This is a genomic window from Arthrobacter sp. SLBN-53 (genome assembly GCF_006715585.1).
GTDB lineage: Bacteria > Actinomycetota > Actinomycetes > Mycobacteriales > Mycobacteriaceae > Mycobacterium > Mycobacterium neoaurum_A.
This window is the reverse complement of sequence record NZ_VFNN01000001.1, coordinates 5,204,752-5,220,709: the sequence shown is the minus strand read 5'-3', so window position 1 is coordinate 5,220,709 and position 15,958 is coordinate 5,204,752. Positions and strand designations below refer to the sequence as shown.

7 protein-coding genes are annotated in these 15,958 nt (G+C 69.0%); 1 reads left to right on the top strand and 6 read right to left on the bottom strand.

Going from position 1 to position 15,958, the window contains the following annotated elements:
- Window positions 1-47: 47 nt before the first annotated feature.
- The 5 genes from pks2 to mutA all read right to left on the bottom strand — a co-directional run bounded on the left by pks2 (window position 48) and on the right by mutA (window position 13,614).
- Window positions 48-6,317, bottom strand: a complete 6,270-nt coding sequence (pks2, locus tag FBY28_RS25015) for a sulfolipid-1 biosynthesis phthioceranic/hydroxyphthioceranic acid synthase (RefSeq protein WP_141869837.1) — start codon at window positions 6,315-6,317, stop codon at window positions 48-50.
- A gap of 789 nt (window positions 6,318-7,106) precedes the next feature.
- Window positions 7,107-8,411, bottom strand: coding sequence for an esterase/beta-lactamase LipL (gene lipL / locus FBY28_RS25010; RefSeq protein ID WP_141869836.1), 1,305 nt, complete (start codon window positions 8,409-8,411; stop codon window positions 7,107-7,109).
- A 118-nt stretch (window positions 8,412-8,529) separates the two neighbouring features.
- Window positions 8,530-9,513, bottom strand: coding sequence for a methylmalonyl Co-A mutase-associated GTPase MeaB (gene meaB / locus FBY28_RS25005; protein WP_141869835.1), 984 nt, complete (start codon window positions 9,511-9,513; stop codon window positions 8,530-8,532).
- Window positions 9,513-11,777 carry a methylmalonyl-CoA mutase gene (gene scpA / locus FBY28_RS25000; protein ID WP_141869834.1) on the bottom strand — a complete coding sequence of 755 codons (2,265 nt, stop codon included), beginning with the start codon at window positions 11,775-11,777 and terminating at the stop codon, window positions 9,513-9,515. Before scpA ends, meaB begins: the two co-directional genes overlap by 1 nt.
- 1 nt (window position 11,778) lies before the next feature.
- Window positions 11,779-13,614: a methylmalonyl-CoA mutase small subunit gene (gene mutA / locus FBY28_RS24995; protein ID WP_141869833.1), complete on the bottom strand. Its 1,836-nt coding sequence runs from the start codon at window positions 13,612-13,614 to the stop codon at window positions 11,779-11,781.
- A 151-nt stretch (window positions 13,615-13,765) separates the two neighbouring features.
- On the opposite strand from mutA, the gene FBY28_RS24990 reads away from it, so the two are divergent.
- Window positions 13,766-14,524 (top strand): TVP38/TMEM64 family protein, encoded by a 759-nt coding sequence (locus FBY28_RS24990; protein WP_216847940.1) that lies wholly within the window; start codon window positions 13,766-13,768, stop codon window positions 14,522-14,524.
- A 1-nt stretch (window position 14,525) separates the two neighbouring features.
- Here FBY28_RS24990 and FBY28_RS24985 read toward each other — a convergent pair whose 3' ends face one another.
- Entirely contained in the window at window positions 14,526-15,902 is a 1,377-nt protein-coding gene (locus FBY28_RS24985; RefSeq protein WP_141869832.1) for a hypothetical protein, read from the bottom strand.
- Between the last annotated feature and the right edge of the window lie 56 nt (window positions 15,903-15,958).

Here is a 15,958-nt window from a genome sequence, read left to right as displayed (position 1 = left end):
TTCGACGACGTCGGATCGGGGTTCGAGCGACGTTGCACGACCTTCGATCATGACGGAACCGATACTTCTTCGGGGGCGAGAACGTCACACAGACGATCGGCGAGCACCCGAATGGTCGAAATATCTGCGGATCCGATGCGTATACCTGTCTCCGCCTCGATGCGGGTTCGTACTTCGAGCGTGCCCAGCGAGTCCAGCCCGTACTCCGCAAGCGGCCGGTCGGGATCAACCGACCGCCGCAAGATCAGGCTGATCTGCTCGGAGATCATGCGACGCATCCGGGCAGGCCACTCGTCACGCGGCAGTTCGTGCAGCTCCGCGAGGAAGGCACTGCCGGTACTGCGCTGACCCGTCGACCGGAACGCTTCGGCGAACTTACTGCTCTGCGCGAACGCCGCCAGCCACGGGGTGCCGACCACGGGTGCATACCCACTGTACGGCCTATCGTGGCGAAGTAGCGTTTCGAACGCGTACGCGCCTTCCTCCGGCTCGATCGCGGCCTCGCCGGATTCCGCCAGTGCCGTGCCTGCACCGATCTGCGACCAGGGGCCCCACGCGATCGATGTCGCGGGCAGGCCCTGACCGCGACGCCAGTGGGTGAAGGCGTCGAGCCAGCTGTTGGCCGCGGCGTAGGCGCCCTGGCCGGGCGAACCCACCAACGCCGCCGCCGAGGAGAACACGCAGAACCAGTCCAGCGTCTGCTTGGCGGTCGCGCGGTGCAGGTTGAGCGCACCGTAAACCTTTGGCGCCCAGTCGCGTTCGATGAGTTCGTCGGTGATGTTGGCCAGCACCGCGTCCTCGATGACCGCCGCTCCGTGCAACACGCCGCGCAGCGGGAGACCGGTTGCACACGCCGCATCGACCAGCCGGTCGGCGGTCTCGGGATCGGCGATGTCCCCGCGCTGCACCTCGACCTCGGTCCCACCGCGGCGGATGCGATCGATGACCTCGGTGGCCGCCTCCGACGGTGTCGATCGGCCGTTGAGCACGATGCGTCCCGCACCGGAGTCGGCCAGTTTCTCGGCGAGGAAAAGTCCGAGCCCGGTCAGGCCGCCGGTGACGATATATGCCGAATCGGACCGCGCTGCCCGAAACTCATCGGGCGGCACCACGGCGTCGATCTGGCCACCGTGCGGGATGTCCAGGACGAGCTTGCCGGTGTGCTCGGCGGCACCCATGACGCGGATGGCCGTGGCACCGTCCTGCAGCGGGTAATGCGTGGTCTCCGGCAGCGGCAGCACCCCGTCGGCGATCTGCTGGTAGCAGACCTCCAGCAGGCGACGCAGCGTGTCGGAGTCGGTCAGCGACAGCAGCGCGAGGTCGACGGCGTAGAACGACAGGTTGCGACGGAACGGGAACAGTCCCATCCGGGTATCGCCGTAGATGTCGCGCTTGCCGATCTCGACGAACCGGCCGCCGAACGACAACAGCTCCAGGCCGGCCTTCTGGGAGGCCCCGGTCAGCGAGTTGAGCACGATATCGACCCCGTAGCCGTCCGTATCCGCGCGGATCTGGTCGGCGAACGCGGTGCTGCGCGAATCGTAGACATGGTCGATGCCCATGCCCCGCAACAGCTCGCGACGGGCCTCGCTGCCCGCGGTGGCGAAGATCTCGGCCCCGGCGGCCCGCGCGATGGCGACGGCCGCCTGGCCGACACCACCGGTGGCGGAGTGGATCAGCACCTTGTCACCGGCGCTGATGCGGGCCAGGTCGTGCAGGCTGTACCAGGCGGTCGCGTGCGCACTAGGCACCGCTGCGGCCCGATTGGTGGGCAGGCCCGGAGGGAGCGTGACGGCCAGGTTGGCATCACAGGTCACGAAGGTGGCCCAGGCGCCGTCGGCGGAGATGCCGCCGACGCGGTCACCGACCTTGTGCCCGGTGACCCCCGGCCCGACCGCGGTGACGACACCGGCGAAATCGGCGCCCAGCTTGGGCAACCGGCCCTCGAAGGACGGGTAACGCCCGAAGGCCACCAGCACATCGGCGAAGTTCAGGTTCGACGCGGTGACCGAGACCTCGATCTGACCGGGCCCTGGGGCCACCCGCTCGAAGGCCGCCAGCTCGAGGGACTGGATATCCCCCGGTGTGCGGATCTGCAGACGCATCCCATCGCGGGCCGGATTGACCACCGTCGTGCGGCGGTCCTCGGGCCGCAGCGCGCCGGGCGTCAGCCGGGCCACGTACCACAGGCTGGAACGCCAGGCGGTCTCGTCCTCGTCGGAACCGGACAACAGCTGCGCGGCGATCTGGGTGGCGTCGGTGTAGTCGTCGACATCGATATGCGCGGTCTTGAGCTGCGGGTACTCCGTGCCGATCACGCGGATCAGCCCGCGCAGACCGGCCTCGTCCAGGTTCGCCGAATCCTCACCCGACACCGTCTGGGCGTTACGCGTCAGCACGTGCAGCCGCGGCGCCTCGCCCGGGGCCTCCGGGAGCTCGCGGACGATCTTGACCAGGTGCCGGACGTTGTCGGCGCCGCGGACGCCGGACTGTTCGTCGGCCACACCGTGCCGCGGCGGGGTCACCACCAGAACGTGGCCGAAGGACTGCGCCTCCAGCTGCTCACGCAGCCGGGCGGCGTGGGTGTCGTGATCGGAATGCTGCGGCCACACCATGGTGGTGACGTCCACCTCGTGGCTCTTGAGCGCATCGGAAAGCCTGGTGGCCAGCAGATCGGCCGCGTCCGAGGTGCTGATCAGCAACCACCGACCGCCACCGTGGTAGTCGACCTCGGGCAGCTCCTGCTGACGCCACTCGACGGTGAGCAACCGGTCGTTGAAGGTGCGCTCGCGCTGCCCGCTGTCGGAAACCCCGGTGCCCAACCGCAAACCGCCGACGGCCAGCAGCACGGTGCCAGCCTCGTCGAGCAGGTCGAGGTCGACCTCGACGGAGTTGGCAGTGATACCGATGATTGTGGCGCGGCAGTAGTGCGCGTTGCGGGTGGAACCGAATGCGCGCATCCGGCGCACCCCCAGCGGCAGCATCAGGGTGCCGGTCGTGTCGCCGCGCAGTGCGGGATGGGCGCCGACGGCCTGGAAGCAGGCGTCCAGCAGCGCCGGGTGCACGCCATAGGCACCCTGCTGGGAGCGGATCGACCCCGGCAGCGCCACCTCGGCCAGCACCGAGTCCGACTGCACATCGGATCCATCGTTGACGTAGACGGCGACCAACCCGGCGAACGCGGGGCCGTACTGGATGCCGCGCTGGTTGTACCAGGCGCGCATCTCGGCACCGTCGACGCGCACGGTGTGCGCGGCCAGCTCACCGTCGATGTCGACGGCGGCGGGAACGGTATCGGCTTCGGCGGCCCGCAGCGTGGCCGACGCCCGCTTGACCTGCTCGCCGTCGAGATAGGTCTCGACTGCGAAATCGGCGGATCCCTCGCGGGTCACGGTCGCGGCCGCGGTCACCTCGGTGCTCTCCTGCAGCAACAACATCTGGTCGAAGCTGATATCGCGGACCTCGGCGTCCTCGCCGAGGACGTTGCGGGCGGCGGCCAACGCCATCTCGCAGTACGCCGCACCCGGCAGTGCTGCCACGTTGTGCACCTGGTGATCCCCCAGCCACGGCTGGATCTCGGTGCCGACATCGGCCTGCCAGGCGTGCCGTTCGGGTTCCTCGGGCAGCCGGACGTGCGCGCCCAGCAGCGGATGCACGGCCAGCGTGGCACCGCCGGGGGCCAGTTCCAGCGGGTCGCGCACCAGAATCAGCTCGCGGTGCGTCCAGGTCGGCAGCGGGGCGTCGACGAGGTTGCCGCTCGGATAGAGCGCCGAGAAGTCCACCCTGGCGCCGGCGTTGTGCAGATCGGCGAGCACGGCCCGTAACCCGTGCGGCAGCTCCTGCTCACGCCGCACACTTGCCAGTGCCGCGTGCGCGATGTCCAGGCTGCTGGCGGTCTGGTCGACCGCATGGGTGAGCAACGGGTGCGGCGACAGCTCGGTGAAGACGCGGTACCCGTCCTCGAGGGCCGCCTGCACGGCCGCGGCGAAGCGCACCGCGTGGCGCAGGTTGTCGACCCAGTAGTCGGCGTCGAAGTCGGCGATATCACGCGGGTCGTACAGGGTCGCCGAGTAGTAGTCGATCTCGGGCTCGGACGGATCGAGGTCTTCCAGCGCGTCGGCCAGGTCGTCGAGGATCGGGTCGACCTGCGGGGAGTGCGAGGCCACGTCGACGGCGACCTCACGGGCCATCACATCGCGGCTCTCCCATTCGGCGATCAGCTCGCGCACCGACTCCTTGGCGCCGCCGACGACGGTCGAGCGCGGCGATGCCACCACCGAGAGCACGACATCGTTGACACCGCGCGCCGCGAGCTCGGAGAGCACCTGCTGGGCGGGCAGTTCGACCGAGGCCATCGCACCGGATCCGGCGATGGTGGCCATCAGCTTGGAGCGGCGGCAGATGACCTTGACGCCGTCGGCGAGGGTCAGCACACCGGAGACCACCGACGCGGCGACCTCGCCCATCGAGTGGCCGATCACCGCACCGGGAGTCACCCCGTAGGCCTTCAGGGTGGCGGCGAGGCCCACCTGGACCGCGAACACGGTCGGCTGCACCTTGTCGATGCCGGTGACGGTCTGCGCGGATGTCAGCTCCTCGGTGACCGAGAAACCGGATTCCGCGGCGATCAGTGGCTCGAGTTCGGCGATGGCGGCGGCGAAGGCCGGCTCACCGTCGAGCAGCCCGGCACCCATGCGGGCCCACTGCGAGCCCTGGCCGGAGAACACCCAGACCGGACCGCGTTCACCGTCGCCCACGGCCCGCTGGTACGGCGTCTCACCGTCGGCGACCTCACGCAACGCGGCGATCAATGCCGCGCGGTCATCGGCGAGCACCGTGGTGCGCACCGGCCGGTGCGCGCGGCGGCGGGCCAGCGTGTAGGCGAGGTCGTGCAGGCTGAGGTCCTCGCCCTGGGCGGCCACCCAGTCGGCCAGCCGGCCTGCGGTGCGGCGCAGTTCCTCGGCCGAGGTCGAGGACAGCGCGAAGACGTGACCGGCCGAGTCGGTATCGGTGGCGGCAGCCGGGACGGCGGGTGCCTCTTCGAGCACGGCGTGCACGTTGGTGCCGGACAGTCCGTAGGCCGAGACCGCGGCGCGCCGCGGAGCATCGGTGACGGGCCACGGGGTGATCTCGGCGGGCACGAACAGATCGGTCTTGATCTTGGCGAGCTCGTCGGGGAGTCGGTTGAAGTTGGCGTTCGGTGGCACCGTCGCGTGCTGCAGGGCCAGCACGCTCTTGATGATGCCGATGGTGCCCGCGGCGGACTGGGCGTGGCCGAAGTTGGTCTTCGACGAACCGAGCGCGACGGGGCCCGCGGTGCCGTACACCGCGGCCAGGCCGGCGAACTCGATCGGGTCACCGACAGGAGTTCCGGTGCCGTGCGCCTCGATCATGCCGACGGTGGTCGGGTCGATATCGCCGGACGCCAGCGCCGCGCGGTAGACGGCCTCCTGGGCGTCGCGCGAGGGCGTGGCGATGTTGACGGTGTGACCGTCCTGGTTGACCGCGCTACCCCGCACGACGGCGAGGATGCGGTCGCCGTCGCGTTCGGCATCGGCGAGACGCTTGAGCAGCACGACGCCGGTGGCCTCCCCCGGCACGAAACCGTCGGCGGCAGCATCGAACGCGTGGCACTGACCGGTGGGCGACAACATGCCCTGCGCGGAACCCGAGGACAACTTGCGGGGCTCCAGGACGAGGTTCACCCCACCGGCGAGCACCAGGTCGCTGTCTCCGTCGTGCAGGCTGCGGCACCCGAGGTGCAGGGCGAGCAGACCGGAGGAGCATGCGGAATCCACCGAGTAGGCCGGCCCGTGCACGCCGAGGTGATAGGCGATGCGGCCCGAAGCCATGCTGAAATTGTTGCCGGTGAATCCGTAGGGGCCCTCGATCGAGTGCGCGTCGGCGGCCAGCAGCTGGTAGTCACCGTGGGTGAGGCCCATGAACACACCGGTGCGCGATCCCTGCAGCGTCGCGGGGTCGATGCCCGCGTGCTCGATGGCCTCCCACGCGGTCTCCAGCAGCAGCCGGTGCTGCGGGTCCACGGCGGTGGCCTCACGGTCGCTGATACCGAAGAAGTCGGCGTCGAAGCCGGCTACGTCATCGAGGAAGGCGCCCCATTTGGAGACCGACCGGCCGGGCACGCCGGGCTCGGGGTCGTAGAACTCGTCGGCATCCCAGCGGTCCGCCGGGATGACGGTGACGTGGTCCTCGCCACCGAGCAACGCCTGCCACATACGGTCAGGTGAGTCGATTCCGCCAGGCAACCGGCACGCCATCCCGATGACGGCGACAGTTGTGACAGGTGTATCAACCACGAAGTTCAAACCTCTTCCAAACGGGTAGTACGAGACTGAGTGGGCGCGCTGGCTACTGCCGGGTCAACCGGGCTGCCGGTCTGACAGGAGCACAAAACCGTTGCGCACTCTTCCTCACCCTCTCCGGACCTCGCTTCAACTCGCCTCCGAGTCGGAGCGTAGTCGTCCCCGTTGACGACGGCGTTAAAAATCGAGCAAATCCACTGCGAACTCTACAGCGTCAAGAGCGCCGTTGCGCAGGCTACACCAGCTACGTCTTGTGATTCCAGCAACTGCGCATCGGGCTCTCCACCTGCGAATGAACATCCATATTGACGTCCAAGTAAATGTGATTCGAGTCACTTTGTCAAGCGATGGATTAGCCACCGGATTTGCCAGCAAACATATTGGACCGACCATGCGGTATGTCGACCCGTACGTCGAAACTGTGAAGAAGCTGTCGACCGAAGACGCGAACAGCCCGCTCAACACGCGCTAGCTGAGTAAACAGCAGTCACAATGACCACACTGACACGGGTAACGCGATATCGCGGGGGTTCGACGACGCGCATCCCGGCGAGTTCGCCAGAGAGGTTGGCAACCTTTGACTGGGTAACGGAATCTGCACGTTCGGAATGGGGCCGGTCCGGTGCTGCGACAGCGGCAAAATGCCCTTGCACGGCGCCGTATATCCATTCATCCAGCCAACTGCCGAGGTCACCAGCAATATCGTGTTACCCGCGGTATCGCGTGATGATCGCCGCGGCAAGCAAAACTTCGGGCGGCCGAAACGAGGATCGGCCGAGGCGTTCAGACAGCCGTCGCAGCCGGCCCCGCGGATCCCGCACCGAAGCGCGGAACCGCCGCGAAACCCCGTTGCCTGGCACGCGCGGCGCCCCGACGGATGAGCGCCGCCATCGCCACGAACCCGGCCTGATCGGCGACCACCAGCGGGGTCAGCAGCCGATTGTGCACGTAACCGAATGCCAGCCCGGCGGCCGGATCGGCCCAGCCCAACGAGCCCCCCAGCCCGACATGGCCGAACCCCGGGAGCACACCGGGCAGCGGCAACCCGTGGTAGCCGAGGTGGAAGGACATCGGCATACCCAGTGATCCGTCGGGATGCAGGCTGCGCGGGCCGGTCAGACCCGCCACCACCGAACCGGAAAGGAACCGGGTGCCGTCGATCTCACCGCCGTTGGCGATCGCGCCGTACACCCGCGCCAAGCCGCGCGCGGTCGACACCCCGTTGGCCGACGCCATCTCGCTGTCCAACAGCGGGGTCTCCCCCTGCACCACTGACTTCATCCCTGGGAAGTAGAGCGCGCCCAGGCCCCCTGAGACCGGCAGCGCCGCCAGCCGCGGGGTGAGCAAATTGACGATCGGGTTCTGCAGATGCCGCTGCGGACCGATGATCTGGGCGGGCTGGGTCGGTGCCGAGACCGGCGGCCGCCCCAAATGGATGCCATCCACGTCGAGCGGGCGCGCCAGCTCGGTCCGGAAGAGCTCACGCATACCCAGCCCGGTGACGGACCGGGCCAGTCCCGAGACCAGCCAGCCGTAGGTCAGGGCATGGTAGGCGGGCCGACCACGCAACAACCCCGGCGGCGCGGCGGCGATGCGCTCCTCCATCCGGACATGGTCGAGCAGGTCTGCCCTGGTGACACCGTTGAGCTGGGACAAACCCGCCCGGTGCCGCATGACGTCGCGGACCGTGATCGCGCCCTTGCCCCTGGCGCCGAATTCCGGCCAGTACTCGGCGACCGGCGCGTCGTAATCGACGAGTCCACGGTCCACCAGCCGGTGGATGACCGTGGAAGCCAGACCCTTGGTCGCGGAGAAGACCATGGCGCCGGTATCGGCCGACCAGCGTCGCCGGCCCGCGCGATCGGCCCAGCCGGTCCAGACGTCGACGACGGGAACCCCGTCCAGGTACACCGTCAACGCGCCGCCGCCGAACCGGCGCGGACCGAACAGCCGGGAGAAGGCCTGTACCGCGAGCGCGAAGCTGGGATCGGCGGCACCGCGCACGCCGCGCGGCAGGACGCCGGCGCGGACGCCCCCGGTCTGCTCGGCGAACGCGTCGTTGCGCTCACCATCTATTGCGTAGGTCACAGTCGCCACAATGTACTCCGCCGGCTGGCTAACTACCGAGGACTGTTACCTAACCGTGAGGACGTCGGGGTTTGCCGAAAAGCGGCATCCCGCCAGCCATAACCGTGTCCGCGCCGACTCAGTCGGCGGCGTCGAGGATCCGCTGGGCCGCCAGGGCCGCGGTCAGCTCGCCATCGCGCACCTGACGCTCGACATCGGCACGGATCCGCTTGACCTCCGGGTTGCTCAGCACTCGGTCCAACACCGTGTCACGGACCATGGACCAGGTCCAGTTCACCTGCTGGGTGCGTCGGCGCGACTCGAACTCCCCCGCCTCGGTCAGCACCCTGCGGTGTTCCTCCACCGTCTGCCACAGCTGTTCCAGCCCGTCGCCGGTCAGTGCGCTCATAGTGAGAACCGGTGGCCGCCAAAGAGTTTCGCGCGGATAGATCAACCGCAAGGCGCCGGCCAGCTCGCGCGCGGCGGCTCGCGCCTCGACGGCATGCGGACCGTCGGCCTTGTTGACCACCACGATGTCGGCCAGCTCCAGGACGCCCTTCTTGATGCCCTGCAACTGATCTCCGGTGCGGGCCAGGGTCAGGAACACGAAGGTGTCCACCATGTCCGACACCGTCACCTCGGATTGGCCCACCCCGACGGTCTCGACAAGGATCACGTCGAAGCCTGCCGCCTCCAGCAGCACGATGGTCTCGCGGGTGGCCCGGGCCACCCCACCGAGGGTCCCCGATGTCGGGGAAGGCCGGATGTAGGCCTCGGGGTGGACGGCCAACTTCGCCATCCGGGTCTTGTCCCCGAGGATCGACCCGCCGGTGCGCGTCGAGGACGGATCCACGGCCAGCACCGCCACCCGATGCCCGGCCTCGATCAGGTGCATGCCCAGCGCCTCGATCGTCGTCGACTTGCCGACCCCGGGCACCCCGGTGATGCCCACGTGGACGGCGCTGCCCGCGTCCGGCATCAGCTCCAGCAGCAGCTCCTGTGCCCGCTGCCGGTGATCGGCGCGCGTCGACTCGACGAGGGTGATCGCGCGCGCCAGGGCCGCGCGATCCCCGCTGCGCAGTGCCGCCGCCATTTCTGCGGGCGCAAGATCCGAGCGGCTCATCAAGCCAGGCTGTACCCGAGTCGCTCGGCCAGCTTGTGCAGCAGGCCGATCGCTGCGTCGGCGATCACGGTTCCCGGCGGGAAGATCGCGGTGGCACCCGCGGCATACAACTCGTCGAAGTCCCCGGGCGGGATGACCCCGCCCACCACGACCATGATGTCCGGGCGACCCACCTCGGCCAGCGCGTCGCGCAGTGCGGGCACCAGCGTGAGGTGACCGGCAGCCAGCGAGGACACCCCGACGACGTGCACGTCGTTGTCGGCGGCCTGACGCGCCACCTCGTCCGGGGTGGAGAACAGCGAACCGACGTCCACGTCGAAGCCGATATCGGCGAATGCCGTCGCGATCACCTTCTGTCCCCGGTCGTGTCCGTCCTGGCCCATCTTGGCCACCAGGATGCGCGGACGTCGTCCGTCGGCCTCGGCGAAGCGCTCCACCAGATCCGTCGCGGTACTCACGTTGCCAGCCTTCCCGACCTCGTCGCGATACACGCCGGAGATGGTGCGGATCTCCGCGACATGACGGCCGTACACCTTCTCCAACGCATCGGATATCTCACCGACGGTGGCGTGGGCGCGGGCCGCGTTGATGGCCAGCGCCATCAGGTTGTTGCCGAGACCATCCTCCCCGGTGGCCACGTTCTCCCCAGCGGCACGGGTCAATTCGGCAAGCGCGGCCTGGGTGGCGTGCTCATCTCTTTCCGAGCGGAGGCGCTCCAGCTTGGCCAGCTGTTCGGCGCGCACCCGGCTGTTCTCGACCTTGAGGACCTCGATCTCCTGATCCTCGGCGACCTGGTACTTGTTCACACCGATCAGTGCCTGCACACCGGAGTCGATGCGTGCCTGGGTGCGCGCGGCGGCCTCCTCGATGCGCATCTTGGGGATGCCCGCGTCGATGGCCTGGGCCATGCCGCCGTATTCGGCGACCTCCTTGATATGTGCCCTGGCCCGGTCGGCGAGCTGATGGGTCAGCCACTCGACGTAATACGAGCCGCCCCACGGATCGATCGGCCGGGTCGTGCCCGACTCCTGCTGCAGCAACAGCTGGGTGTTGCGGGCGATCCGAGCGGAGAAGTCGGTCGGCAGCGCCAGCGCCTCGTCGAGCGCGTTGGTGTGCAACGACTGGGTGTGCCCCTGGGTGGCGGCCATCGCCTCCACACAGGTGCGCGCGACGTTGTTGAAGACGTCCTGCGCGGTCAACGACCAACCGGAGGTCTGCGAATGGGTGCGCAGGGACAGCGATTTGGAGCTCTTCGGGTCGAATTGCGAGACCAGCTCACTCCACAGCAGCCGGCCGGCACGCAGCTTGGCCACCTCCATGAAGAAGTTCATCCCGATGCCCCAGAAGAAGGACAGCCGCGGCGCGAACTTGTCGATGTCCAGGCCGGCGTCCAGGCCCGCCTTGATGTACTCGACGCCGTCGGCCAGCGTGTAGGCCAGCTCCAGATCGGCCGTCGCGCCGGCTTCCTGGATGTGGTAACCCGAGATCGAGATGCTGTTGAACTTCGGCATCTTGGCGCTGGTGTAGCCGAAGATGTCGGAGATGATCCGCATCGACGGTTTGGGCGGGTAGATGTAGGTGTTGCGGACCATGAACTCTTTGAGGATGTCGTTCTGGATGGTCCCGGCCAGTTTCTCCGGAGCCACCCCCTGCTCCTCGGCGGCGACCACGTAGAGCGCCAGGATCGGCAGCACCGCGCCGTTCATCGTCATCGACACCGACACGCTGCCCAGGTCGATACCGTCGAAGAGTTGGCGCATGTCCAGGATCGAGTCGATGGCCACACCCGCCATACCGACATCGCCGGCGACCCGCGGATGGTCGGAGTCGTAACCGCGGTGGGTGGCCAGATCGAAGGCGACCGAAAGGCCCTTCTGACCGGCGGCCAGGTTACGCCGGTAGAAGGCGTTGGACTCGGCGGCGGTGGAGAAACCGGCGTACTGGCGGATCGTCCACGGCTGGTTGACGTACATCGTCGGGTAGGGCCCGCGGATGAACGGCGGGTCGCCGGGGAAGCTGTCCACCGGATATCCGGCGGCGGCGGCCTCGTCACGGTCGGCGGCGATGTAGACCGGCTTGACGTCGATGCCCTCCGGGGTCGCCCACACCAGTTGTTCAGGGGTGTAGCCGTGTGCCGCGGCGGCCCCGGCCGCCAGCTCGGCGACGCCTTCGGCGGTGGCTGCGGGCGGGGTGGCGTCCCCCTGCAGCGGCACATCGGCGAAGCTGGCGATGGCCGCCGTTTCGGTCTTCTCCGTTGACGTCATGTCACGCTCCCAATCGGGTGAGCAGGGTCGAGAGAGCCTCGACGGCGTTGATCTTGGCGGTGAGGTACTCGTCGGGCTTGGCGGTCGCCTCGGCGACCGATTTCTCCGGTCCGGCCAGGTACAGGTGCGTGATCCCGGCCGCGCGCGCGGCCGCCGCGATATCGGAGACCTCGGCGCCGTAGCGGGCGTCGGTACCGCAGATGACGGCCACGGTGTGCGTGCCGACCGCGGCGGCCACACCGGCCGGATCCACGGTGCCCGGGTTGACCGTCTCGATGCCACCGGAGGCCAGCAGGTTGGCCGCGAAGGTCGTGCGGATGTTGTGCTCGGCCAACGGACCCAGCGGTAGCAGGACGGCCTGCGGGCGGGTCCCGTGCTCGGCCAGATAGGCATCGGACCGGTCGCGCAGGGCCTCGAATTCCGCGGCGTAGCGGTAGATCCGGGCGGATTCCGCGGCGCGCGACCCTGCCGGTAGCGGCTTCTCGGCGAGGTTGGGAAACTCGTTCACGCCGGTCAGCGAGGTCCGGCGGTGCGCGATGTCCGCGGCGCGCTGCCCGCGCACGGTGGCGATCTGCGCGTCGAGGTGATCGCGCGCGGCGGTAAGCCCGCCGCGGCTCTCCAGATCCTGGAAGTGCGCCCAGGCGTGTTCGGCCAGCTGCACGGTCAGGTCCTCGATGAACCAGGAGCCCGCACCCGGGTCGAGCACCTTGCCCAGGTGCGATTCTTCGAGCAGAAGCAGTTGGGTGTTACGCGCCATCCGCCGGGTGAAGCTCGTCGCCGTTCCCGGCAGCCCGCCGGGGATCGCGGCGTCGAAGGGCTGCACCAGCACGGTGTCGGCGCCGCCGACGCCGGCGCCGAAAGCCGCAAGCGTGGTGCGCAACATGTTCACCCAGGGGTCGCGCTGGCTCATCATCGGCGCCGAGGTCACCGCATGCACGGTGACCGCGCCTGCCTCGGGGGCGCCGATCACCTCGGCGACCCGTGCCCACAACCGGCGCACCGCGCGCATCTTGGCGATGGTCGTGAACTGATCGTCATCGGCCGCCAGCCGGAGGCTGATCTGTCCGAGGGCCTGTGCCGGGCTGAGGCCCGCGGCGACGAGCGCCCGCAGATACTCGACACCCGCGGCCACCACGGCGGCCAGCTCCCACACGGCGCTGGCACCGAGATTGTGCAGCGCGGGACCATCCACCGTGATCGCCCGGATACCCTGCCTGCCGGCGATCCCGGCCGCCACCGTCACCACATCGGCGAGCTCCGGGGCGGCCCGGCCGCTCAGCGGCGCGGTCAACGGGTCGGCACCCAGATCCACCGACAGTCGCGAATTCTGGTCGTCGTCGAAGTCGGCCAACAGCGGGAGCAGCGCGGCGGCGGCATCCGCGTAATTGGCTCCGGCGTCGAGGACCACCGGAACCAGATCCAGGTAGATGCCCTGTACCAGCTGGGCGAACTCCTCGGCGGCCACGCCATGGGCCCCCACCTTGAGCACCAGTGCGCTGGTGCCCTCGGTCAGTGCCAGCAGCGCGGCGTTGTTGGCGTCGGCCGCGGAGCCGTGCCCGGCCGGAAACTCCTCGGCTACCTTCCATCCACTGAGCACATCGCGGCGGGCGTCACCGCCACGGACGAATGGCCACTGACCCGGAAGTGCGGGTTCGGAATGTCCGTCGAGACTCGTGTAGAGGGGCCGCACCGGGAAGCCCTCGTAGGTGGGCGAGTCGAGCAGCCGCTCGGGCTCCTCGGGCAGGTCGGCCACCTCGCGGCGCAGGCTTTTCGCCAGCACGGCCGCCACCCCGGAGCGCCAGCGCTCGCGGTCCGATTCCATCACGCTCGAGGACATGTGACTCCTGTTTTCGCAGTGTGGGGCGGGTGAACTCCTCATGAGGCTAAATGATCGTTACCACCCCTTCGTGCAGTGGGCGGGCTCCCCCGCCGGATCGCCAACCGTGGTGTGCACCGTCCCTGCGCCGCGCCCCGTAGGGTTGGAACACGTGAAACCCGTCGTCAGCACGCTGCGCACCGTCGCAGCCACGGTGACGGGCACCGCGGCCCAACTGCCGCGCCGGCGCGTCCTCGGCATCGCCGCCACGATTGTGATTCTCGTCGCAGTGGCACTGTTGGTGCCGCTGCCGACCGCGATACAGATGCGGGAATGGGCCACCGCGGCCGGCCCGTGGTTTCCCCTGGTGTTCTTCGCCGCCCACACCGTGATGACGGTCTTCCCTTTTCCCCGAACCGCATTCACCCTGTCGGCGGGTTTGTTGTTCGGACCGTTGCTCGGTATCGGGCTCGCGGTGGTGGCCAGCACCGTGAGCGCCGTGATCGCCGTCGTGCTGGTGCGCGCGGCCGGTTGGCAGCTCAGCCGGCTGGTGAGCCATCCGCGGGTGGACACCCTCGATGCCCGCCTGCGCGAACGGGGCTGGGTGACGGTGCTGTCGATGCGGATGATCCCGGCTGTGCCGTTCGCGGTGCTCAACTACGCCGCCGGCGCGTCCGCGGTCCGGCTGCTGCCCTATGCGGTCGCCACACTGGTCGGTGTGATCCCGGGGACAGCCGCCGTGGTGATCCTCGGCGACGCCCTGACCGGCAACATCAGCCCGCTGCTGTTCCTGGTCTCGGCCTGCACCGCCGCCATCGGCATCGCCGGTCTGGTCTACGAGATCCGGGCGCATCGTCACCATCACGATGGCGATCGACAGCCTGCCGTGGAGGGCAGCACCGCCGAGAACAGCACCGCGCAGAACGGCTGAGTCAGGCCGCCTTGTCGGAGCGGTCCAGGAACCGCACCACCGCGGGGCTTCCGCCCGCCGCCTTGTTCCTGATGCCGCGCGGGATGTGTAGCGCGACCATCGAACCGGACCGGACCACACCGAGCGGTCCTGCCCCGGCGAAACGTCCGAAGCCGGCCACGTGGACGGCCCATCCCGCCTTTGCCTGCCGGTACCCGATGCGGATGCCGAGTCCGAGGATCACCAGCAGTCCGCCCACGCCGGGCAGCGCCACCGCCGCGAGCGCGGCCAGTGACAGCGGAAGCAGTACCTCGCTGACCGCCCGGTCGAGGAACGAGTCCGGCGCCGAAGAGGTGGCGATACCGCGCAGTCCGACGGGAATCGGGACAGCGGGGGCGGCCGTTCGCAGGGCGACGGTCGTCGGCGATGAGAGCAGCGACGGTTGCGCAGGCATCTCGCTGAGTAGTGTCCCGGCGGGATCGGCGGCCTGCACGGGCGCCAGCATCATGTCGGACAGGTCGGTCGAGGGCGCCATCCGGACCGACCGCGGCGTGGCCGTCAGCGGGGCGTCCGGACTCATGACGACGGGCACGCCCATCAGCGCGCTGAGGTCGGCGGGTAGCGCGATGATGGCGCTGACCGAGGTGTTCACCGAGCCCAGCATGGATTCCATGGTGGAGATGACATCGGCGATGGGGTCCTTCGACGTCGGCAACAGGGCCAGCAGCGCCGGTACCGCCGCCACCGTGTCGTGGGTGGAGCCCAGCACGGTGGTCATCGTGTTGCCGAAGGTCGCGATCGCATCGGGCACCTTGGCGAACGGGAGCGGACGGGCGGGGGTCGAGGTCTTGGTCTCCGGTGCGCCGGATCGCGGCGTGTTACCGGCCGACGGGGCGGGCGCCGGTTCGGGATCGTTGGTGGGCTGCGGCGCCGAGGTGACCGGTGGGACCGCTGCGGCGACGGTATCGGGCGCTGCGACGGTCGGCGCCACGATCCCGATGGCGACCTCAGGGGTGACATCGGGGGTCGCGTCGGTGGTTGCGTCGGGATCGCCGGGATGCAGGATCAGCTCGTTCTGCTGCTCGATGTCGGTGCCCGGGGTGCCGATTGCCGGCTGCGGCCGGGTATTGGGCGAACCCAGCGTGCCGAGGGTGTTGCGGACATCGCGGAGGGTGTCACGGATCGAATCCCGCACCGTCGAGCCGAAATCGGTCTGGGTGCGTGTACCGGGCGTCGGCGCGGTTCCGGTGGAACCACCCGAGCCCACCGAGGACGTTCCTCCCGTCCCGCCGCCGGAGGGACCGTCGTCGGCCAACGCGATGGCGGCCGGACCACCGATGAGCAGTGCCCCGGACAGCAGGCATGCACCCAGTGCGCCCGGTACGCACACTCTCGTCATAGCGCCGCCATTTCGTCCTCTGACCGGCACGGGGCCAGCTCTGTCGTCAGCAACCA